Origin of the sequence: Spirosoma spitsbergense DSM 19989 (assembly GCF_000374085.1) — a bacterium.
GTDB lineage: Bacteria > Bacteroidota > Bacteroidia > Cytophagales > Spirosomataceae > Spirosoma > Spirosoma spitsbergense.
In genome coordinates, this window is sequence record NZ_KB893591.1 from 14,592 (window position 1) to 35,444 (window position 20,853).

Consider the following 20,853-nt stretch of genomic DNA (forward strand, 5'->3'; position numbering starts at 1 on the left):
AGGTGGCTCCGCAACGAGCCACCTTTTTTTGTCTACCGTAACACAGCCATCAGGCCAGGTCAAAACGGCCAAGATTCATCACCTTGGTCCAGGCCGCTACGAAATCCTTTACGAATTTCTCCTGCGAATCCCCACAGCCATACACTTCTGCAATAGCGCGGAGTTCGGAGTTGGAGCCGAAGATCAGGTCGACACGGGTGCCGGTCCACTTGCGTTCGCCGGTTTTCCGATCAAGACCCGTAAATACGTCCTGGGCTTCCGAATTGGCCTTCCAGGTGGTACCCATATCCAGCAGGTTGACGAAATAGTCGTTGGTGAGGGCTTCCGGGCGCTTTGTGAACACACCATGCTTCGAGTTGTCAAAGTTCGTGTTCAGCACCCGCATACCACCTACCAGTACGGTCATCTGGGGAGCGGTCAGCGTCAGCAACTGAGCTTTGTCGATTAACATGTCCTCAGCCGGCGACATGTGAATCGGGTTCAGGTAGTTGCGGAATCCGTCGGCACGGTGTTCCATGGCGTTGAACGATTGTACGTCGGTTTGCTCCTGCGACGCGTCGGTACGTCCCGGCGTGAAAGGTACCGTTACCTCGTGACCGGCATTCTTAGCCGCCTGCTCCACACCGGCGCAGCCACCGAGCACGATCAGGTCGGCGAGCGAAATGGCCTTTCCACCAGACTGTGCATTGTTAAACTCCGCCTGAACGCCTTCGAGCGTTTTCAGCACGCTGGCCAACTGGGCCGGGTTATTGACGGCCCAATCTTTCTGCGGTGCCAGACGAAGGCGGCCACCATTGGCACCACCGCGTTTGTCGGAGCCACGATACGTAGAGGCCGACGCCCAGGCAGTGGCTACCAGTTGGGACACCGACAGACCCGAAGCCAGCAGTTTGCCTTTCAGATCGGCAATATCCTGATCGTTAACCAGTTCATACGTAACCGCAGGGACAGGGTCCTGCCAGATCAATTCTTCCGTTGGTACTTCCGGACCGAGATAACGTTCGATTGGACCCATGTCGCGGTGCGTCAGTTTGAACCAGGCGCGGGCAAAAGCATCGGCAAACTCATCCGGATTTTCGTGAAAGCGTCTCGAAATTTTCTCGTAGGCAGGGTCTGCCCGCAAGGCGATGTCTGTCGTCAGCATCATAGGGGCATGACGCTTTGATGGGTCATGAGCGTCGGGTACGGTACCGACACCAGCACCGTCCTTCGGTTGCCACTGATGCGCACCAGCCGGACTTTTCGTCAGCTCCCATTCGTAGCCGAACAGGTGATCAAAATACTCATTGCTCCACTGCGTTGGCTTTGTGGTCCAGGTTATCTCGATGCCGCTGGTGATGGTATCAGCTCCATGACCGGTGCCATACGAGTTGTTCCAGCCAAGACTTTGCTCGGCAATGGGCGCACCGGCGGGTTCAGAACCAACGTACTTACCCGGATCGGCAGCGCCGTGGGTTTTGCCGAAGGTGTGTCCACCCGCAATAAGGGCAACGGTCTCTTCGTCGTTCATGGCCATGCGCCCGAAGGTCTCGCGAATGTCATACGCGGCACCAATTGGATCCGGCTTGCCTTCCGGTCCTTCCGGGTTCACGTAAATAAGACCCATGTGGGATGCACCCAGGGGTTGCTCAAGTTTACGGGTACCATTACTACCAGCATACCGAACTTTGTCGCCCATCCATTCGGTTTCAGAACCCCAATAGACAGCCTCTTCGGGTTCCCAGACATCTTCCCGTCCGCCACCGAAGCCGAACGTCTTGAATCCCATCGACTCAAGGGCGCAGTTGCCGGTAAGAACCATCAGGTCGGCCCACGAGAGTTTACGGCCGTATTTTTGTTTAACGGGCCACAGCAGCAGGCGAGCCTTGTCCAGGTTCGCGTTATCGGGCCAGCTATTGAGGGGCGCAAACCGCTGGTCTCCGGAGCTGGCACCACCCCGGCCATCACCAATGCGGTAGGTACCGGCACTATGCCAGGCCATCCGAATGAAAAAGGGGCCGTAGTGACCGAAGTCGGCGGGCCACCAGTCCTGCGATTTGGTCATCAGATCGACTATGTCCTGTTTTACGGCAGCCAGATCAAGCGTCTTGAACTCCTCAGCATAATTGAAATTTTCGCCCATCGGGTCGGATAGCGAAGAATGCTGGCGGAGGATATTTAGTTTCAACTGACTGGGCCACCAGTCGCGGTTTGTGGTACCACCGCCCGCACTTTTGTTTACGGCCCCAACCGAAAACGGGCACTTGCCCACCGTGTTGACTTTGCTTTCGTCGTTGACATCCCATACGGGTGCGAATGGTTGACTTTCGTTCTGTCCCATGTCTGTTCGTGTTTTATTGATTAACGATCAAATTTAGAAAAACCTTTGCTATAGTTTTTATCTATAGTTTTTATGAGCCTATAGCTAAAATCTATGAATTCTTTACAAGTCTGGTAATGGGGGAGTTGCTGATAGGCGTACGAAATGTTTGATGAACAATCAACAGAAACGGCGAGGGGAATCTTATAATGAGATTCCCCTCGCCGTTTCTGTTGATTGTTCATCAACTACTATTGGTACTGAATGTACATCGGAACGGGCGTTAGGGCCAGCACCTCTTTTGGGGTCATGATACGGGAGCCTGGTTTCCGGAAATCGTTTTCATAAAACAGTTTGAAACCTGTATACTGTACCGGCTCTTTCTGGATGTAATCATGGTATGAATCTTTCTTGAGTACGGGTGGTCCCCAGCCATCCATGTCCATCACGATCTGCACGTTGGGATCAAGTTTAATGTTCTTGTAGTTCTTGATCATGCCCTGCGTGAACCGGTGAACGACCAGCACTTTGGGTGGCAAATTATTCTCTTTCACGACACGGCTCAGGAACTGTACTGCCTGATTGATATCAGCCGCGTCGTACGAGCCTATTTTTGACCCAGGTCGGGCACCCGTCACCATCGAAAACTCCGGGTCGATACCCAGGTGAACGAAAGGAAGTTTGAGGTATTTTTCCATGTATTTCATCTCGGGACCCAGTGGCGCGTGGCCCCGCTGGATGTCTAGGAATACGATAGCCTTGTGCTCATTCCCCCATTTCAGCACCTTCTTAATCGTTTTGTCGGACATCCGCAGTCGGTAGCCGCCATCTTTACCGGGTAAGCCCTGTGCCGTGGTGGCTACTAAGTGGAGCGCGGGTTGAATAGGTGTATTGGTGGAGTCAGCTTTTTCCCAGTTCTTGATTTCATTGTCCAGGCGCTGGAGCATTTCCTCTTTCGGATATTTTCCAAGTGCCCCCATTTTTTTGGAGTGGGGGTTACCGTAATAAGCAAAAATGCGGTATTTGGGCAAAATGGCACCCGTAGGCGCGTAGGTTAATGAATCGAGGGTGGAGTCTCCCGTGCTCACCGAACGAGTGGACGTCATGGCCCTGGTTGCGGGAGTTTCTGAAGAGTCGGATGAGGATACCGATGCCAGCGAATCAGCACCCGGTTTGCCGGTTTTCGCCGAATCGTCCGGCTTGGATTGGGAAGAACAGCCGGTGAATTGACAAACTGCCAGGAGGCAGAGCGCGGCCAGTGAAAAACGCATACTATAAAACTAGTTTAAAAGATGACTCATAAAAAAAGGTTGAACTCCTATGAAGGAATGTCAACCCTACGATGCAAGTATAACCCCTAATTAGGACTTTTCAAAGTACTAATTCGCCCAGCCCCTGGCGAATTATGGAAAAATCATCATCTGTTGCATCAACGATGGTAGAGGCAACGTTACCGCCGTAACCCCCGTCAATGACAATGTCTACCTGATTCTGGAACTTCTCGAAAATTAGCTCGGGATCCGTGGAATACTCAATAATCTCGTCTTCATCACGAATGGAAGTCGTAATGATGGGATTCCCCAGTTGCTGCACAATCAGGCGGGGAATGTCGTTGTCCGGAACCCGAATGCCTACAGTTTTCTTGTTGGTATTCAGGAGTTTGGGTACATTATTTGTAGCCTGTAGAATAAACGTAAATGGACCTGGTAACGCACTTTTCATCAGCTTGAATGCCTGGTTGCTCACCCGCGCATAATCGGCAATATGACTCAGGTCGTAACAGATGAATGAGAAGTCATTCTTGGTTGGTTTAACGCCTTTGATGCGGGCTATCCGTTCCACCGCCCGCGCGTTATGAATGTCGCAACCCATTCCATAGACGGTATCGGTTGGGTAGATTATAACGGCACCTTCCCGCAGACTTTTTACGATATGATCGAGTCGGCGGGGATCGGGATTGTTTGGGTATAGCTTAATAAATTCAGCAGACATGATAATGGTATACAGACAGTGCGTGGGTGTTGGATGGACAATGGGGTATGGTAAAGTATAAACCAAAAACGATTTAAACCAGTTTCGCCCGTTTACGAACGAATGGCCATTGGCGGTAGTGTCGGTAAAGCCGGTTAACGGGAACACGCAGGTCACTCATGGCCAGCACTGCACTAGTAAGCAGATCAGGATGAGAAAATTGCCGGATAAGGTTTCCAAATTGAAGAGCCAGATCGAACTGCTCGGCATAAAATGCTTTACGGATAAATTTCTGTAGCCGAAGAGCCAACGCCTGACGTTCGGCGGGTGTTTCGCATAACGCCAGGGCTTTCTGGCAAACAAGGAGAGTAGAAGGCAGCAGGTCATTGCGGGGCTGCGTTACCTGTGCCGACATTGCGTTGGGATGGCGTCGTTTTTTGGTCAATATCGCATCCAGATAGGCATACCGGCAAAACCGGGACGACCGTACCCAGAAATCAAAATCTTCGTAGCTAAGGGCTTCATCATACCCATTCAATTGGTGTAGTACACACCGGCGCATCATCATGGTGGGCGTACAAATAAAATAGCCGGTAAGAATCTGCCTGAAAATATACCCCGTTGGCACTACTGTCCGGGCAAGACCGGTGGCTGGATCAATTGGGTAATGCACCCCCGTTACGTTTCCGCTGGCATCAATGTAGGTGGCATTGGAGAACACCACGCCGTACTCGTCTGGTAACTGCTCAAAAAAAAGTACCTGCCGGGTAATACGATCAGGCAGTAGAACATCATCCGCCGACAGGTCGATGATATACTGACCGGTCGACAAGGCTAACCCCTGATTGAAAGCCCGGTTTAGTCCCAGATTGAGCGCATTACGGATAAACCGGATGGCTGGGTAAGGCTGAATGATTTCATGAATGCGCGTTGCCGTTTGGTCGGTGCTGCCATTGTCAATAACGATCAGTTCAATGTTGGGATAACTTTGGGCAATGACCGACTGTAGGGCTTCGGCCACAAACGCCTGCTGGTTATAGCTGGTGCAGATAACCGTTACCCAGGGCAGAAGTAAGGGGGAGGTAATAGCTGATGCCAGTAAGGACTGGTCATTACGGACGAAGGGCATGCCAGATGTAAGAGCAGTCTATGGGCTAATCAACGTATGGCGTTGATTCTGTGACTACAATACAGACTTACTTTCAGCGGGGTGGTCATTTTTTGGTACCAAATAAAAAATAAGAGGACTTATTTTTTATTTAATGCAATGTTGGCACAGTTTTCGCAAACTACACTACCGAACATATTTCAGTTGTACCCGCTTGGGTACCGGTCTGGAATGTGTGCTTTACATTTATGGGTTAGGTTTTACAAACGTCATCTTTAGTCTTAAGGGGTGGCGTTTGTTGTTTTTTGTGCTTCACTCGGATTTTCGTCGCCTTCCAGATTGTAAAGAGCAACGTTCATTTCGAAACCCAGAATGAGCAACAAGGAGATCAGGTTGATCCAGATCATCAGTGCAATTAACGTGCCAATAGATCCATATACTTTATTATAGGAACCAAAATTTGAAACATAAAAAGAAAAGGCGAGGGTTGTCAGTACGATCAGCACCGAAGCCGTAATGGCTCCCGGCATGATAAAGACCCATTTCATATCAACATTCGGCCCAAGCCGGTAGATAACGGTAACGGCCCCGACAAACACCGCAAAAACGACCAGGTAACGACCTACATCCAACAGGTTGGCGAAGAAAACGTTGTTCAGAATACCGAAGTGAAGCAGGTAATCGCTCACGTTGGCACCAATAATCAGCACCACAACGGCCAGAATCAGGGCAAAGGCCAGGGTAAAGGTCAACACAACCGCGATACCCCGAATTTTTAAAAAACTTCGTCTTTCCGCCGACTTATAGGACGAGTTAAAGGCATGGATCAGCGCCACCAGGCCGCTTGTAGCCGAATATAAAGCCAGCAAAAAACCGAACGATAAAACATTGCTCTGCGGGCGGCTGATTATATCATGAATCGTGGTGTTAACAACCGTAAAGGTATTCCCCGGTAATACCTCCTGAAAAAACTCCATGATTTGTTTTTGCAGATCGGGGATAAACGTAATGTAGGGGATGAGGGTGAAGAAGAAAATAACGGTTGGGAACACGGCCAGAATAAGGCTGTAGGAAACGGAAGCGGCCCGCTCACTGGTGTCATTATCAACAATCTGGGACAGCATCCGCTTCAGAAACGTGTACCAGGTACTTCTCGAATTAAACGGGTGGTGATTGTGTAACCAGGCCTGAACGCCATTCAGTGACTTCAAACGCAATAGTTTATCGAACATAATGATTCGTGTAGTTAGTACCGATGTCTACCTGCCAGGAACCGGTTAATGTTGACTGTTAGCTGCCTGTCAACGAACAACTATGCCTGTTTTAACTGCCTTCCCGAAAGAAAGGTTTAGTAGCCTCAACCAGCTCTGGCGGAGCCGCACAGGGGCGGCCTGTATCGGTACGGACGAAAACCAGGGTCGTTTGACCCGTATTGAGCAGCTGACCAGTCTGGTTGAAAATTTCGTACTCAAACAGTAACCGGGTTTTGGGAAGCTGCGGGATGGTAACGCGAATGGTGAGCAGGTCGTCGTATTTAGCCGGGCGAATAAAGCGGGAGTTAAGGTCATAAACGGGCATTGACAGACCATCTTCCTCCATTTTTTTATAACTCAATCCGATGTGACGAAGAGCCTCGACTCGGCCAATCTCGTAAAAATGGGCATAATTACCGTAATACACAATTCCCATCTGATCCGTATCGTAATAACGAACCCGGATATTAGTAACCTCGTGAGTAAGCATAGGTTGAAAATTAATGATGAATTGACTATACACATCAACACGCATCATTTATACTCGCACCGGCGACCCGGTCATCAGTCATCATTCAAAAACTTATTTCATGATTTTCATCCGCGTCAGGGCCTGCTGATACAGGCGGGCGTTGGCCATATGCTCAGCCAGGGTTTTCGAGAAGGTGTGATAGCCATTGAAACGGGCATCTACCACAAAAAACAGGTAGTCGTGCTTCTCGGCGTTCAGCACGGCGTCAATGGTAGCGGGCGCGGGCAGGTTGATCGGTCCCGGTGGCAGACCGGTGTAGCGGTAGGTATTGTACGGCGAATCGATGGTCAACTGCCGGTTCAGCAATCGGCGGATGCCAAAATCGCGCAGGGCAAAAATAACCGTTGGATCTGCTTCCAGCTTGATGCCCTGTTTCAGCCGGTTCAGGTACACACCCGCCACGCGTGGCTGCTCATCCCGCTTGTTGGTTTCTGCCGCTACAATGGAGGCCAGTACCTGCACCTGGGTTTGGCTCATTCCCAGGGCTTTGGCTTTCTCCTGACGCTCCGGGGTCCAGAATTTCTTGTACTCTGTACTCATCCGCTCCAGTAAAACTTCGGGTTTGATGGTCCAGAACATTTTGTAGGTATTGGGCAAAAACATACAAACAATGGTCGTCGTATCGAAACCGAATTTCTGGCAGGTAGCCGGGTCGTTGAGTAAGGTGCCAAGGGAGTCGGAACTGAACTCAAACTTATTGCCCAGTCGCTGGATGAGGTCACTTTTTTGCCGCATGCTGTTGAACGTGACATCCATGGCATCCTGGCTGCCATTACGCAGTTTGACCAGGGCCTCCCGGTTGCCCATACGCGGCCGGATTTCGTAGCGCCCTTCTTTTACCCGCTCAGGATACTTCATCAGCTTGGCCAGGAACCGGAACGATGTTTCGTCGTTGACAACGTCGTGCTTCTTCAGCGTGTCCATAACCGACTCAAACGTGGCGCCACGCGGAATCAGCAGGGCAAACGGTTTGTCTTCGTCCTGCACCAGCAGGTTCGGGCTTCGGTACACCTGCCAGAAATAAAACGAAAACGTAGTCAGCAGGATAGATACGGTAAGGAATAAGCCTATTTTAAGATTTTGGGACATGGTAAAGAGGTGAGTAATGAGTAATGTAGAATGAACAATGAAAGGTTGCTGTTAGAAAGTCATTGCTGATTGCTCATTATTCATTGTACATTAAACATTGTAAATATTCAGTTGATAGTATGCCGCAAATTTACGCCAAAACATGACCCGTTTGTCTATTTCGCTTATGAAGTACGTGTTATCACCTTTGTCGGGTCTATCTGGAGACAGGCCTTACGGTGTTGCCTGGATAAGCGTAGTGTACGAATGGGTCGGGCCTGTTTCATTTGGGCAAATCGTCTCCTTATCGGTAAAAGCATTGTAAATTTGTGCGAACCAAATCAACTGGTTTTGCTCGCTCGCTCTTTTTCTACCCGACAAACTCACCGGGCCCCTTCGCTCTATACGCTTTCATTCTGGCTGCTTGCCCTGAGTAATTTTTTATTCTGCGCCAGTTTTTCAATGATGATTCCCGAACTGCCTGCGTATCTGACGAAGATGGGTGGGAAGGAGTACGTAGGACTAATTATTGCGCTGTTTACGCTCACGGCGGGTATTTCGCGCCCTTTTAGTGGGAAAATTACGGATACCGTAGGGCGGGTGCCGGTCATGGCATTCGGATCTATCGTGTGTTTTGTCTGTGGGTTACTTTATCCCTACCTGCTCACGGTGTGGGGTTTCCTGACGCTCCGGCTTATTCACGGGTTTTCTACGGGGACCAAACCTACCGCTACGGCCGCCTACGTGGCCGATATGGTTCCCGCCAACCGGCGGGGTGAAGCCATGGGGACACTGGGACTGTTTACGGCAATGGGCATGTCGCTCGGACCGGCGGTTGGCAGTTGGTTAGCGACCGATTTTTCCATGCAGATCATGTTCTGGACTTCGTCGGCGTTTGCCCTGCTATCCATCGTCATCCTGCTACAAATGCCCGAAACCCTGGTCAATACGCAACCGTTTCGGTTTAGTCTGTTACGATTGAAGAAGAACGAAATTTTCGACAAACAGGCCCTTTCACCGTTCATTGTACTGTTGCTGCAATCCTTCTCATCGGGCGTTGTGCTGATTGTGGTGCCAACGCTCAGTACCTCGCTCGGTATTGCCAACAAAGGGCTTTTTTTCTCTGTGTATACCATTGCCTCGCTGGGTATCCGGCTGTTATTCAGTCGAAGTTCTGACCGGTACGGACGATTACCCGTGCTGTTTGTGTCGACCAGTGTATTGGTGATTTCGATGGTGCTGCTCATGCTGACCGATTCGACCGCGTGGTTCTGGACGGCGGCCGTTTTCTACGGCATGTCGTGGGGGATGAATTCGCCCACCGTGCAGGCCTGGACGGCCGACCTGAGCGATGAAAAAACGCGCGGGCGGGCCATGGCGACCATGTACATTGCTCTCGAAGCGGGTATCGGTCTGGGAGCAGTGGGCGCGGGCTGGGTACTCAATAATAGAGTGGGTGAATCGGGCATGGCGGCATCGTTTGGCGTGTCGGCCCTCATAGCCCTCATTGCCGTTGGGTATCTGGGCTGGTTCTGGCGAAAAGGAAACCAGCAACGATTGATTCCGATGAACGAAGCCGACGAAATGGCTCTGGTAGACGGTGAACCCTGATGGATGCTATAGAGCCTGAAATACGCCCCCTGGTGGATGCCCTGAACCAAACCGGTCTGGTGCGCACGTTTTCGAGTTGTCAGGGACACTTTGGCCCCGACGAACAAACCCTCGTTGACCGAAATCATGCCGAAGTCCGGTTTGTCCCTGCCGATGGTATACCCACAGCATCCGTAGAAAAACTACTGGCCAGCGTACTAACTCAGTTTAAATATCAGCACGGCATCCTGCCCGTTACGCTAAAAGGGTACAGGCTATACACGCCCATTGATGAGGAAATGGTCGAAGAAACGTTTGTGCTCGAACTTCGCCCGTTCAACCGGTTCGATTTGCCCGACCGGAAACGGGCTGACATAGGCCGGGCCATCGGGAAGGTGGTACTAATTATTGGACATAGAAACGCCCTCACCAAACCAAATTAAGGGGTGAGGGCGTTTCTTTTCAGCGTTACTTACAATATAAACTGGCTCAAATCCCGGTTCTTCACCAGGCCGTTCAGTTTTTCGTTCACTAGGTCTTTCGTGACGACCACGTGGGCGTTGGCTCCGATAACGTCGGGAATGTCGAACATGAAATCATTCATGAGGTGACTCAGTACCGTTTGCAGCCGTCGGGCACCGATGTTTTCTACTTCGCCATTTACTTCGAAAGCAATCCGGGCCAGTTCGCGCAGGGCATCATCGTCGAAGGTTAGGCCGACCTCCTCCGCTTCCAGCATGGCTACATATTGCTTGGTGAGCGCATTCCGGGGCTCTTTCAGGATATGATAGAAATCATCCTCCGATAAACTTTGCAACTCCACCCGAATCGGGAAACGCCCCTGTAGCTCCGGAATCAGGTCACTGGGTTTAGCCACGTGGAAAGCTCCGGCGGCAATAAACAGGATATGGTCGGTATGAATAACGCCGTATTTCGTATTGACGGCACTGCCTTCCACAATGGGCAATAAGTCGCGCTGGACACCCTCCCGGCTTACGTCGGGGCCGCCACCGCCGTTACCCGACCGGGCCGAGGCTACTTTGTCAATTTCGTCGATGAAGATGATACCGGCATCCTCCGCTTTACGAATGGCTTCCTCCTTCACCTCGTCCATGTCGATAAGTTTGGCCGCTTCTTCTTCCAGCAGAATAGTCCGGGCTTCAGCAATGGTGACCTTGCGTTTTTTACCCCGCTTAGGCATCATGTTGCCAATCATTTCCTGAATATTCATCATGGACAGGTCATCCACCGAACCGCCCATTACCCCGATATTCGGTGTCTGGGATTGCTGCACGTCGATGTCGATTTTACGGTCGTCCATTTCGCCGTTGCGGATTTTTTCGCGGAACCGCTCGCGGGTGCGTTCGTTCAGTTCCGCGTCAGAATCGCCCTTGTTTTCGTTCTCGAATCCAACCTGCCCATTCGGTACGGGTTTAACGGATGGAATCAGGATATCCAGAATGGCATCTTCCACCAGTTGCTGCGCCCGTACCTGTACGGCTTCTTTTTTGGCCGACCGGACCATGTTGACGGATTGCTCGACCAGGTCACGCACCATACTTTCTACATCGCGGCCCACGTAGCCCACTTCGGTAAACTTGGAGGCTTCGACCTTGATGAATGGGGCATCGGCAATTTTAGCCAGTCGCCGGGCAATTTCGGTTTTCCCGACGCCCGTGGCACCAATCATCAGAATGTTGTTCGGTGTGATTTCGTGCTGCATATCGGCCGGACTATTCATGCGTCGCCAGCGGTTACGCAGGGCAATGGCTACATTGCGTTTGGCATCGTGCTGGCCGATAATATATTGGTCGAGTTCGGCAACAATCTGCCGGGGGGTAAGGTCTTTTAGTAATTCAGTCATCAATCAGGAAGGAGCAGGTAATGGATACGCCCCGTCAAATAAACGCAGGAAACCGAAAAATGTGCCAGTGAGATAGGGTAAATTTGGGTTTTGACCGTTCGATATTAAAATACACGCCCAATTCGCTTTACTATATAATTATCAATCACGCATAGTATGAACCTGAGTCGCCTGTTTGTTTTTGCCTTTTGTATTGCCACTGCCCAGGCCCAGTCGCCGGTCAGTTTGATACCCCAACCCGCCAGTGTACAGCCGCGAACGGGGGTTTTCGCGCTGACCAAATCCGCCAGCATCCATTATAACAAACCCGAAGCCCAGGATGTGGCAGATATGCTCGGCCTGAAACTAAACTTGCCCACCGGCTTCGGTATTGCGGCCCGGCCGGGCAAAACGGGCACGATTCAGCTCAACCTGACCGATACCCACAACGCCGAGCTTGGCGACGAAGGGTACACGCTCAGCAGTTCGCCAAAAAGCGTAGTCATCACGGCCAACCGCCCGGCCGGACTATTTTACGGCATGCAGACCCTGCTGCAACTCCTACCCAAAGAGATAGAAAGTAAAACGCTGGTAAAGACCGTTCGCGCCTGGACGCTGCCCGCCGTTTGGATTGTGGACCACCCCCGCTTTGGCTGGCGGGGTATCATGCTCGACGTGAGCCGCCACTTCTTCACCAAAAATGAGGTGAAACAATACATCGATCAGCTGGCCCGGCTGAAATACAATACCTTTCACTGGCACCTGACGGATGACAACGGCTGGCGGATCGAAATCAAATCATTACCCAAACTAACCGAAGTGGGTGCCTGGCGCGTTGCCCGGGCCGGACACTTCGGCGACCGCGCCGAGCCGAAACCCGGCGAACCGGCAACCTATGGCGGCTTTTATACGCAGGATGATATTCGGGAAGTGGTTGCCTACGCCCAGGCCCGCAACGTAACGATCGTGCCCGAAATCGATGTGCCCGGCCACAGCATGGCGGCTTTGGCCGCCTACCCGGAACTGAGCTGTACCAAAGCCATCGTAAGCGTTAATCCCGGTACTTCCTTTTCGGACTGGTACGGGAACGGCACCTTTAAAATGAACGTAGAAAACACGCTCAACCCATCGGATGAGAAGGTGTACGAGTTTCTGGATAAGGTATTTACCGAAGTAGCCGCCCTGTTCCCCAATCAATACATCCACGTGGGGGGCGATGAGTGCTACAAAGGCTACTGGGCGCAGGACTCCGGCTGTCAGGCACTGATGAAAAAACTGAACATACGCCACGTGGAGGATCTGCAGGGGTATTTTATGGGGCGCGTGGAGAAGATTCTGACCGCCAAAGGCAAGAAACTGCTGGGCTGGGATGAAATCTTAGAGGGCGGCATTTCGCCGGGGGCTACCGTCATGAGCTGGCGGGGTATCAAAGGCGGGATTGAAGCGGCTAAAGAAGGACACAACGTGGTGATGACACCGACTACGTTCGCGTACCTGGACTATAATCAGGGCGAGGTAACCATCGATCCGCCCATTTACGCGACCCTGCGTACCAGCAAAAGTTACAGCTACGAACCGGTGCCGGATGGGGTCGATGCCAAATACATTCTGGGTGGACAGGGCAACCTCTGGACCGAACAGGTACCTACCCTGCGTTACGCCGAATACATGACCTATCCCCGCGCCTGGGCGTTGTCGGAAGTGTTCTGGTCGCCGAAGGAAGCGAAAAACTGGCCTGACTTTGTGAAACGCGTGGAAACCCACTTCGACCGGGCTGATGTGGCGCAGATAAACTACTCGAAAGCGATTTACGATGCCATTGTCAAAACGAGTATGAATAACGGCAAACTACGGCTCGAACTGGCGAGCGAAGCACCGGGCCTGAACATTTACTATACCATCGACGATACCATGCCCGACCAGTTCTCGACCCCCTATAACCAGCCCATCGACCTGCCCGATGGCCCCATCACCTTACGCGTCATCACGTACCGGAGCGGCAATCCCATCGGTCATTTGATTACGCTGTCGCGCGATGCCCTGCAAAAGCGGGTGGGCAGGTAATTATTCCTGGTCATTACGCTTAGCTGTCATTCTTAGTCATTGATGGTCATTACGGTTAGCTGTCATTGGTGGTCATTCATGGTCACTGATTGTAAAGCGACGACCATGAATGACCACCAATGACTAAAAATGACAATCTTATTACGGCGCAGCCTGATGACTAAGAATGACAATTAATGACCAATAATTCTTTCCAGATCTATCCGCAACGATAACTGGCTGGTGCCCGCCGTGGGAATGGAGGTGAAACGCCCGTAGGTCAGCTGGAAGCCTTTCGCCTGTACCGACGCACCGAAGGAGATACCCGCGCCCCCGGTCGTTAATTTGCCTTCGGCCCGCTTCTGATGGTTATAGCCAACCAGGATGTTTACGTTGCGGTGAATCAGCAGTTCGGCGCCGATGCTCAGGTGCCTGGCTATTTTCTCGGTCACGCTGGTGGTTTTGGGGATGGGGTTACCGCTCAGGTCATACCGGATGTTCAGGTTGGGGTCGTTGTAGCCGATATCCAAGCGTTGCAGGTGGTGGGCCGTCAGGGTCAGGCGAATGGGGGCGTGTTCGGGTTTAAGCGTAACCCCCGCCTGCAAATCGAAGGGCAGGTCGGCCTGTAGCGGCCCGTAATTTTTGAGCAGATACCCAACATTTTTTGCCACCAGCCCAAAGGTGAGGTCGCGTTTGGGGTGCCGCCATACACCCCCCAGATCGGCCAGAACACCAAAAGCGGAATACGTATCGATGCTCAACCCAACCGCTTTGATGGTTGCCCCGAGGGTGAAATTGCCTTCCGTTCGGGCGTGGGTCAGGCTCAGGGCGTAGTCGTTGGCCGTAAACGTGCCGAGGGTATTGCCCGCTGGGTCGGTGAGATCAAACTGACCGTACGTCAGGTACTGCAACCCAACGGCCCAACCCGAATAGCCATCGGTGCCTGTTTTCTTTACGGGCAGTCCGTATTGCAGCGTGTAGTATTTTGCCGCTGCCAGATAGGGCATCAGGCTGATGGATAACTCGTTGTTTTTGACTGAATCGGTCAGAGCGGGATTGTTCAGGTGATAGGCACCATCGGGGCTAACGGCACTGGCAACCTGTCCGCCCAAAGCCGCGACGCGGGCGTGCGTGGGCAGGTCGAGAAACGAAAAGACGCGCTGCCCGCCGAGGGGCTGGGCATGGACGGACGCAATGGCCGTTAAAAAAACAAGAAAAACGCAGAGCCAAAAACGCAGGAGTTCTAATCGTATTTTCACAGGGCAAAGGTCAGAAAAAAAGCCGGGTACCCGCTTACAGCCCAAACCCAATTTTTAGGCCGAGGGCCAGGCTGGGCTGAAGGCGGTTGCCCGGCTTGAAACGGTCGTAGGTAAATCCACCGCCGGAGGTGTCGATAGATGGGGTGAGTTCGGTGATTCCATACCGCACCCCAACTCCCAGGTAAAAGTCCAGCAGCACGCGGGATAGCGTAGAAAGAGACGGGCCGGGAATGGCAATCTGCCGCCCCCATTTAACATGGCTGCCCATTATGAACCGACTAATGGTCTGCTGCCCGTTCGGGAAGTTGGCGTCGGGGTCGTACAGGACCAGGTTTTTGGTCCCGTTTATCTGTTTCGCCAGGCCTTCGATGGCCAGGTAGTTGCCCAGCGGGAAGGTGCTTCGAATATGAATGGCTTTCTTCCTGTTCGTGCGGTACCGGCCTGTATAGTGCCGCCACTCCGATCGTACCCGCCAGATGGACCAGTCGGCGAAGTTTTGTTTTTCGTCGGTCACTACTGATAGCCCTTTGTGCCCAAACCCCACTTCGGCCTGCACCGAACTGCGCGGGCTGACCCGTACTTCCAGCCCGCCCTGAATGGTCGCATCCGGGTCGAGCAGGAGGGAGAGGGGAGCCAGTTTTATAACCACATGAACAGGCCGGTACTGAATCGTGGAATCCTGCCCGAATGAACGAACCGAAACGGTCAGTAGTAGTAAAAAGAGCAATAAGCGAAGAATAATGATCGTAAAATGGTGCCTGGTAGTGTCAAAACGCATACCCGATTTTAGCGCCATAAGCCACGCTGATGAGCGCGTAGGGCGTTGGCGAGAAGGCATCAAACAGGGTAAAATTTCCCGGTCCGTAATAAAACTGGTTGTTGGGTTCCTGGAACCGCTCAATCTGCCGTACCCGGAAACCAAGCCCCAGATAAATATCGGCCAGGAGTCGGTTGTTGTCCCGTATCAGCGGAAACTGCCGCCCGTATTTAACGTGTCCACCCCAAACGAACTTCTGTAAAGGTGTCGTAAAAAGCTGGTAATACTGACACGGCCCGGTTGTGCAGCCTACACCCAGGGTACCACTCTCCCGCACATTAACCTGCTTGTAGAAACCTTCGACGGCAATGTAGCGGCCAATGGGTCGATCCGTTTTGTTGAGATAATACCGCCACTCAACCCGGCTGCGCCAGACTTCTTTATGGCTGTAGCGCGTGTTCTGGGACGACTGCCACAAATTCATCCCCTGAAAACCATACCCCCCTTCGAACTGCACGGCGTTGTGCTGACCAAAGAGCCGCTCGATGCCAAACTGAATGGTGTTATCGGGGTCGAATAAACTGAGCGGAGCGAATTTAACCACCCACCGGCGGGCCGGGTCGTTGAGGATTTCCGGATTAGGCAAAGGCTGAATCGACTGCGCCCGAACGCCCAAAGCTACAATCCAAACCAACAGGGCTGCTGAAAAGAATACGGCATTATGGCGAAGCCACCGGGTTAATTGAGTTGTATCAAATAGTTGCCGTTTCACCACCCCCAACCCCCTCCTAAAACAGGAGGTGGCTAACCAGAAGGGGGATTTTTTTAAGTCCCCACCCTGTTTTATGAGGGGGTTGGGGGTGGTGAAACAGCGGTTAGTGGCTTTACCTAAGTCCTCAACTAAACGGTGTTTCATGGCTGAACGGGGATTTTACTGAGCAGTTTGAGTTGCTTCAGGTTGGCATAGCTATACTGGTAAATACCGCCCGGCCCCGTAACGATGAGCCGCTTTTGGGTCGGAATCACGTCGTAGGTCTTTACACTGTCGATGAACTGAACTTCCTGAATAGCGAGTGGATTGCTGATATCCAGCACCCGCAGGCCATACTCCCCTTCCCCCACAAACAGCAGACTACTGTCGGCACCCAGGCCGTGCGGGTTAGTCATTGGGTAACTTTTGAGCAGTCTGGGACTGGCGAGGTTGCTGATGTCCACCACATCGAGCGTATTAGCCGACGTATTCCGGCAGGGCGTTCCACTCCGCAGCGTCACGTACGCATAATTACCCTGCGCCACCACCGGATCGCAGCTTTGGATGTGGCTGTAGAAACCGAGTTGCCGGGGATTGTCAGGCTGAGCAAGGGTATAAATGTACATCCCCGTCTGGGTGCCGATAAACAGGTTATTCCGGTACGGGAAAATGGTTTCGACTCCGAAGCCGAGCGGGGTTTTGCTGCCCGGTTTGGGGTCGCTGCTGGTCGAGATGTCGTAGGTCTGTAACGCCGTGTTGCTGACGGTGTAGAGATGATTACCGCTGATGGTAAACCGGGCCGTTGAGCCACCTACCCCCGAACCGGGTGAGGGCGCATCGGTGCCGCTATCCTTCGCACAGGCCGTCAGTAAAAGTAAGGCGATAGGAATCAGGTAGAAACGGTTCATTGGTTCATGGGAAAATGGGTGAACAGGCGATTTAACGATAACACTGGGGGTTTTCGACCGGGGCTTTTTCCCAGCGGACGACAACGCCCCGGTCGCGGTCAACGCACTCGAACCGCACATTGGTGACGAGGGGGTAGGCCGGGTACTCGAACACGTTTTCGACTCGTTTCACTACCCGGACGTTGCGCGGATTGGCGATGTTGATGGCGACCAGGTCCAGGAAATTATCGGCGTACAGGATACTGTCTTTGACTGCGATTTCGTGATTACCGGGAATTGACAGGAACGCCAGCGTGACCGGTTGGGCCGGATTTCGATTGTCTATCACATGAATTCCATTACCTGCCTCATTGATAAACAGGTACTTGTCTTTTACGTAGATTTTACCCGCGTTTTTCAGCGGTTGCGGAGCCAGCACCTGCACCGTCCGGATATCGGCATACGCAGCGTACACGGGTCGGTAGGTATCACCCGTGGTGGGCGGAGAGGGGGCAGCGGGGCGATAACAACTATCGAAGCCGAGGCAGAGAAGGAACAGAACGAATAAAAGAAACGGTCGATTCATGGCTGATGTGTTCACACAGTAAGGATACAAAAACAATCAAAACCGTTGGAATCCGGAAGAAAAATTAACTTTGTTCCTACGTCTTTTCGTCTAAACCCGCTTATGCAACCATCAACAGCCAGCCAAACGCCGGAATCCCAACCCTTAAAACCAACTAAAACAGAAACCCTGGCCCAGAAAAATGCCGAAGCCGAACTCGGTGGTGGGCAGAAACGCATTGATGCTCAGCACAAAAAAGGGAAACTGACTGCCCGCGAACGCATTGCGCTGCTGATAGACGAAGGCTCGTTTGAAGAGATTGGTAAGTTCGTGATGCACCGCACCCGCGATTTCGGGCTGGACAAAGAACACTACCTCGGCGATGGCGTCGTCACGGGCTACGGCACCGTAGCGGGTCGGCTGGTGTACGTATTTGCCCAGGACTTCACCGTCTTTGGCGGGGCACTCTCCGAAACCCACGCCGAAAAAATCTGTAAACTGATGGACCTCGCCCTGCAAAACGGCGCACCCATTATCGGTTTGAACGACTCCGGCGGTGCCCGCATTCAGGAAGGCGTACTATCGCTGGCGGGGTATGCCGATATTTTTTATCGGAACACCAGAGCATCGGGCGTTATCCCGCAACTCTCGGCCATTATGGGCCCCTGCGCGGGCGGGGCGGTTTACTCCCCGGCCATCACCGACTTTATTTTCATGGTCGAGAACACGAGCTATATGTTTGTGACCGGCCCCAGCGTGGTGAAAACCGTTACCCACGAAACTGTAACGGCCGAAGAATTGGGCGGAGCCAGCACGCATAGCACTAAGTCGGGCGTAACGCATTTTGCCTGCGCCAATGAGCTGGCCTGCATTCAGCAACTCAAACAACTGCTGAGTTATATCCCGCAAAACTGCGAGGATGAGCCGCCTATGCTGGCCTATGAAGCGCACGATGAAAGTCGTCCCGCGTTAAACTCAATCATCCCCGATAACCCGAATCAGCCGTACGACATGCGGGAGGTAATCGAGGCACTGGTAGATGCGGACAGTTTCATGGAAGTACACAAGAACTTCGCCGAGAATATCGTGGTCGGTTTCGCCCGAATCGGTGGGAGGAGCATCGGCGTAGTCGGTAATCAGCCCGCGGTATTGGCGGGGGTGCTGGACATCAATGCCAGTACGAAAGCGGCCCGGTTCGTACGGTTCTGCGACTGTTTCAACGTGCCGCTGCTGGTGCTGGAAGATGTGCCCGGTTTTCTGCCCGGCACCGACCAGGAGTGGAACGGCATTATCACCAACGGCGCAAAGTTACTTTACGCGTTCTGCGAGGCCACCGTGCCCCGCGTTACGGTCATTACCCGAAAGGCGTACGGGGGCGCGTACGATGTGATGAACTCCAAGCACATTGGGGCCGATATGAACTACGCCTGGCCATCGGCCGAAATTGCCGTGATGGGGGCCAGTGGAGCCGCCGAGATTATTTTCAAGCGCGAAATCGCCGAAGCAGAAGATCCGCAGGCCAAACTCCAGGAGAAAGTGCTGGACTACACCGAGAAGTTTGCCAACCCCTACCGGGCCGCTTTCAGAGGCTATATCGACGAAGTTATCATGCCCGACCAGACCCGCCAGAAACTTATCCGGGCGTTTGGGATGCTGGAAAATAAAGTGGCAGGTATGCCAAAGAAAAAGCACGGGAATATCCCGTTGTAGGCAAAACATGGGCACAGTGAGTACCATTCATCTACGCTTGCCCGAATGCCGGCAAAAAAATAACTGAAATAGGGTTGGTTTCGTTACCATAGAATGACGACGCTAACACCATCATCTGCTGGGTATGCCTGCATCAATTTAAGCCTTCAGGCCGCTAAAGTCACGACGAACCGGGGCATGATTCGCAAGACGTTTACCGAGCGGGGCATTGCCTATGCCTCAGCGCTTGCCTTGAAAAACGTGCAGGACTTATTGACCATCGTGGACTGGAACCTGCAACAGGATATCCGGTTATTCCGCATTTCGTCGGATCTGTTTCCCTGGGCATCGGAATACCGGCTGGCTGATCTGCCTGATTTTACCGATATCCGCGCTAAACTCGAAGCCATTGGCAGCCGCCCCATCCGGTTAACGACCCATCCTGGCCCTTTCAATCAGATGGCGGGTCAGGGAAAAGTGCTCGACAATACCATAAAAGACCTTGAATATCAATCAGAACTGTTTGATCTGATGGGTTTAAAGCCTTCGCACTGGAACAAGATCAACATTCACGTGGGGGGTGCCTATGGCGACAAAGTAGCAACCAGGGCCCGTTTTTCTCAGAATTTTTATTTGCTCTCCGACCACCTCCGCGCCCGGCTGACGGTTGAGAATGACGATCGACCGAGCCTGTATACGGTTGCCGATCTGGTGCCGGTTTATGAACGAACGGGTATACCGATTGTCTTTGATTACTTTCATCACTCCCTCAATCCTGGCCTGCAAACCGAAGAAGAAGCTTTCCTGATGGCCTATGCTACCTGGGATGTACGCCCCGTATTTCACTTTTCGGATTCGCGCCAGTTGCACGAAGATCCCAAAGCCCGGCGCGAAGCGCATGCCGACTGGCTCTACTCGCGGGTAAACACCTACGGCAAAGCGGTAGATATTGTTTATGAGTGTAAGCTAAGTACAGGACAAAAGTGGTACAAGGTGGCCAACAGGTTGGCCTTTAAGGATTCTATCGCGCAGTTCATCTAAACCGTGACGGAATAAACTAAACAACGCTTGGCATCGGCCTGTCAAGTTGCGGGTTGGTATTTTATGACCCGCTTTGATGAGCCACTCGCCCGTTTCAAGGGCCCAAATCAGACTCATTGACAAGATAAACAACAGCCGACGAAGGCGATGATGCTTGGTTAGGCCACACCCTTCTAAATCAAAGCCTCTGGATTTGA

The 20,853-nt window shown here is 52.4% G+C and carries 18 protein-coding genes; 5 read left to right on the top strand and 13 right to left on the bottom strand.

Annotation, left to right across the window (positions count from 1 at the left end):
* Positions 1-49: 49 nt before the first annotated feature.
* The 7 genes from katG to mltG form a co-directional block, all read right to left on the bottom strand.
* Positions 50-2,320 carry a catalase/peroxidase HPI gene (gene katG / locus B157_RS0128535; protein WP_020606726.1) on the bottom strand — a complete coding sequence of 757 codons (2,271 nt, stop codon included), beginning with the start codon at positions 2,318-2,320 and terminating at the stop codon, positions 50-52.
* 230 nt (positions 2,321-2,550) lie between these two features.
* Positions 2,551-3,570, bottom strand: a complete 1,020-nt coding sequence (locus B157_RS0128540; protein WP_026309030.1) for a hypothetical protein — start codon at positions 3,568-3,570, stop codon at positions 2,551-2,553.
* Between the two features lie 100 nt (positions 3,571-3,670).
* A complete protein-coding gene (locus B157_RS0128545) occupies positions 3,671-4,291 on the bottom strand; it encodes an L-threonylcarbamoyladenylate synthase (protein ID WP_020606729.1) in 621 nt (206 codons plus the stop codon).
* Between the two features lie 73 nt (positions 4,292-4,364).
* On the bottom strand, positions 4,365-5,399 hold the full coding sequence (locus B157_RS0128550) for a glycosyltransferase (protein WP_020606730.1): 1,035 nt from the start codon (positions 5,397-5,399) through the stop codon (positions 4,365-4,367).
* Between the two features lie 260 nt (positions 5,400-5,659).
* Positions 5,660-6,610 (bottom strand): YihY/virulence factor BrkB family protein, encoded by a 951-nt coding sequence (locus B157_RS0128555; RefSeq protein WP_020606731.1) that lies wholly within the window; start codon positions 6,608-6,610, stop codon positions 5,660-5,662.
* A gap of 91 nt (positions 6,611-6,701) precedes the next feature.
* The gene (locus B157_RS0128560; RefSeq protein WP_026309031.1) at positions 6,702-7,121 is read right to left on the bottom strand and encodes an acyl-CoA thioesterase; all 420 of its coding nucleotides are present in this window, start codon (positions 7,119-7,121) and stop codon (positions 6,702-6,704) included.
* A gap of 93 nt (positions 7,122-7,214) precedes the next feature.
* Positions 7,215-8,252, bottom strand: a complete 1,038-nt coding sequence (gene mltG / locus B157_RS0128565; protein WP_020606733.1) for an endolytic transglycosylase MltG — start codon at positions 8,250-8,252, stop codon at positions 7,215-7,217.
* 330 nt (positions 8,253-8,582) lie between these two features.
* Between mltG and B157_RS0128570 the strand changes: the two genes are divergently transcribed.
* Positions 8,583-9,842: an MFS transporter gene (locus tag B157_RS0128570; protein WP_041952313.1), complete on the top strand. Its 1,260-nt coding sequence runs from the start codon at positions 8,583-8,585 to the stop codon at positions 9,840-9,842.
* Positions 9,842-10,264 carry a hypothetical protein gene (locus B157_RS0128575; RefSeq protein ID WP_020606735.1) on the top strand — a complete coding sequence of 141 codons (423 nt, stop codon included), beginning with the start codon at positions 9,842-9,844 and terminating at the stop codon, positions 10,262-10,264. Before B157_RS0128570 ends, B157_RS0128575 begins: the two co-directional genes overlap by 1 nt.
* 29 nt (positions 10,265-10,293) lie before the next feature.
* On the opposite strand, the gene hslU is transcribed toward B157_RS0128575, so the two are convergent.
* On the bottom strand, positions 10,294-11,685 hold the full coding sequence (gene hslU, locus B157_RS0128580) for an ATP-dependent protease ATPase subunit HslU (protein ID WP_020606736.1): 1,392 nt from the start codon (positions 11,683-11,685) through the stop codon (positions 10,294-10,296).
* 156 nt (positions 11,686-11,841) lie between these two features.
* On the opposite strand from hslU, the gene B157_RS0128585 reads away from it, so the two are divergent.
* A complete protein-coding gene (locus B157_RS0128585) occupies positions 11,842-13,728 on the top strand; it encodes a beta-N-acetylhexosaminidase (RefSeq protein ID WP_020606737.1) in 1,887 nt (628 codons plus the stop codon).
* Positions 13,729-13,901: 173 nt separating this feature from the next.
* Here the strand turns inward: B157_RS0128585 and porQ are convergent, their stop codons facing one another.
* The 5 genes from porQ to B157_RS0128610 are packed head-to-tail and all read right to left on the bottom strand — an operon-like array spanning position 13,902 to position 17,947.
* Positions 13,902-14,966: a type IX secretion system protein PorQ gene (gene porQ / locus B157_RS0128590; RefSeq protein ID WP_245565314.1), complete on the bottom strand. Its 1,065-nt coding sequence runs from the start codon at positions 14,964-14,966 to the stop codon at positions 13,902-13,904.
* Between the two features lie 34 nt (positions 14,967-15,000).
* Complete coding sequence (locus B157_RS0128595) at positions 15,001-15,744, bottom strand: hypothetical protein (RefSeq protein WP_020606739.1); 744 nt, start codon at positions 15,742-15,744, stop codon at positions 15,001-15,003.
* On the bottom strand, positions 15,734-16,639 hold the full coding sequence (locus tag B157_RS0128600) for a hypothetical protein (RefSeq protein WP_020606740.1): 906 nt from the start codon (positions 16,637-16,639) through the stop codon (positions 15,734-15,736). Before B157_RS0128600 ends, B157_RS0128595 begins: the two co-directional genes overlap by 11 nt.
* Entirely contained in the window at positions 16,636-17,382 is a 747-nt protein-coding gene (locus B157_RS0128605) for an LVIVD repeat-containing protein (protein ID WP_020606741.1), read from the bottom strand. The genes B157_RS0128600 and B157_RS0128605 overlap by 4 nt, the downstream gene beginning before the upstream one ends.
* A gap of 31 nt (positions 17,383-17,413) precedes the next feature.
* The gene (locus B157_RS0128610) at positions 17,414-17,947 is read right to left on the bottom strand and encodes an LVIVD repeat-containing protein (protein ID WP_020606742.1); all 534 of its coding nucleotides are present in this window, start codon (positions 17,945-17,947) and stop codon (positions 17,414-17,416) included.
* Positions 17,948-18,049: 102 nt separating this feature from the next.
* On the opposite strand from B157_RS0128610, the gene B157_RS0128615 reads away from it, so the two are divergent.
* Positions 18,050-19,636 carry an acyl-CoA carboxylase subunit beta gene (locus tag B157_RS0128615; protein ID WP_020606743.1) on the top strand — a complete coding sequence of 529 codons (1,587 nt, stop codon included), beginning with the start codon at positions 18,050-18,052 and terminating at the stop codon, positions 19,634-19,636.
* A gap of 93 nt (positions 19,637-19,729) precedes the next feature.
* Positions 19,730-20,656, top strand: a complete 927-nt coding sequence (gene uvsE / locus B157_RS0128620) for a UV DNA damage repair endonuclease UvsE (RefSeq protein ID WP_020606744.1) — start codon at positions 19,730-19,732, stop codon at positions 20,654-20,656.
* Positions 20,657-20,853: the final 197 nt, after the last annotated feature.

Bases quoted from the DNA above. Each gene is read 5' to 3' on its own strand.
- B157_RS0128575 (WP_020606735.1), top strand. From the start codon at position 9,842: ATGGATGCTATAGAGCCTGAAATACGCCCCCTGGTGGATGCCCTGAAC.
- katG (WP_020606726.1), bottom strand. From the start codon at position 2,320: ATGGGACAGAACGAAAGTCAACCATTCGCACCCGTATGGGATGTCAAC.
- B157_RS0128600 (WP_020606740.1), bottom strand. From the start codon at position 16,639: ATGAAACACCGTTTAGTTGAGGACTTAGGTAAAGCCACTAACCGCTGT.
- B157_RS0128550 (WP_020606730.1), bottom strand. From the start codon at position 5,399: ATGCCCTTCGTCCGTAATGACCAGTCCTTACTGGCATCAGCTATTACC.
- B157_RS0128595 (WP_020606739.1), bottom strand. From the start codon at position 15,744: ATGCGTTTTGACACTACCAGGCACCATTTTACGATCATTATTCTTCGC.
- hslU (WP_020606736.1), bottom strand. From the start codon at position 11,685: ATGACTGAATTACTAAAAGACCTTACCCCCCGGCAGATTGTTGCCGAA.
- mltG (WP_020606733.1), bottom strand. From the start codon at position 8,252: ATGTCCCAAAATCTTAAAATAGGCTTATTCCTTACCGTATCTATCCTG.
- B157_RS0128545 (WP_020606729.1), bottom strand. From the start codon at position 4,291: ATGTCTGCTGAATTTATTAAGCTATACCCAAACAATCCCGATCCCCGC.
- B157_RS0128560 (WP_026309031.1), bottom strand. From the start codon at position 7,121: ATGCTTACTCACGAGGTTACTAATATCCGGGTTCGTTATTACGATACG.
- B157_RS0128540 (WP_026309030.1), bottom strand. From the start codon at position 3,570: ATGCGTTTTTCACTGGCCGCGCTCTGCCTCCTGGCAGTTTGTCAATTC.
- B157_RS0128585 (WP_020606737.1), top strand. From the start codon at position 11,842: ATGAACCTGAGTCGCCTGTTTGTTTTTGCCTTTTGTATTGCCACTGCC.
- B157_RS0128610 (WP_020606742.1), bottom strand. From the start codon at position 17,947: ATGAATCGACCGTTTCTTTTATTCGTTCTGTTCCTTCTCTGCCTCGGC.
- B157_RS0128605 (WP_020606741.1), bottom strand. From the start codon at position 17,382: ATGAACCGTTTCTACCTGATTCCTATCGCCTTACTTTTACTGACGGCC.
- B157_RS0128555 (WP_020606731.1), bottom strand. From the start codon at position 6,610: ATGTTCGATAAACTATTGCGTTTGAAGTCACTGAATGGCGTTCAGGCC.
- B157_RS0128615 (WP_020606743.1), top strand. From the start codon at position 18,050: ATGCAACCATCAACAGCCAGCCAAACGCCGGAATCCCAACCCTTAAAA.
- uvsE (WP_020606744.1), top strand. From the start codon at position 19,730: ATGACGACGCTAACACCATCATCTGCTGGGTATGCCTGCATCAATTTA.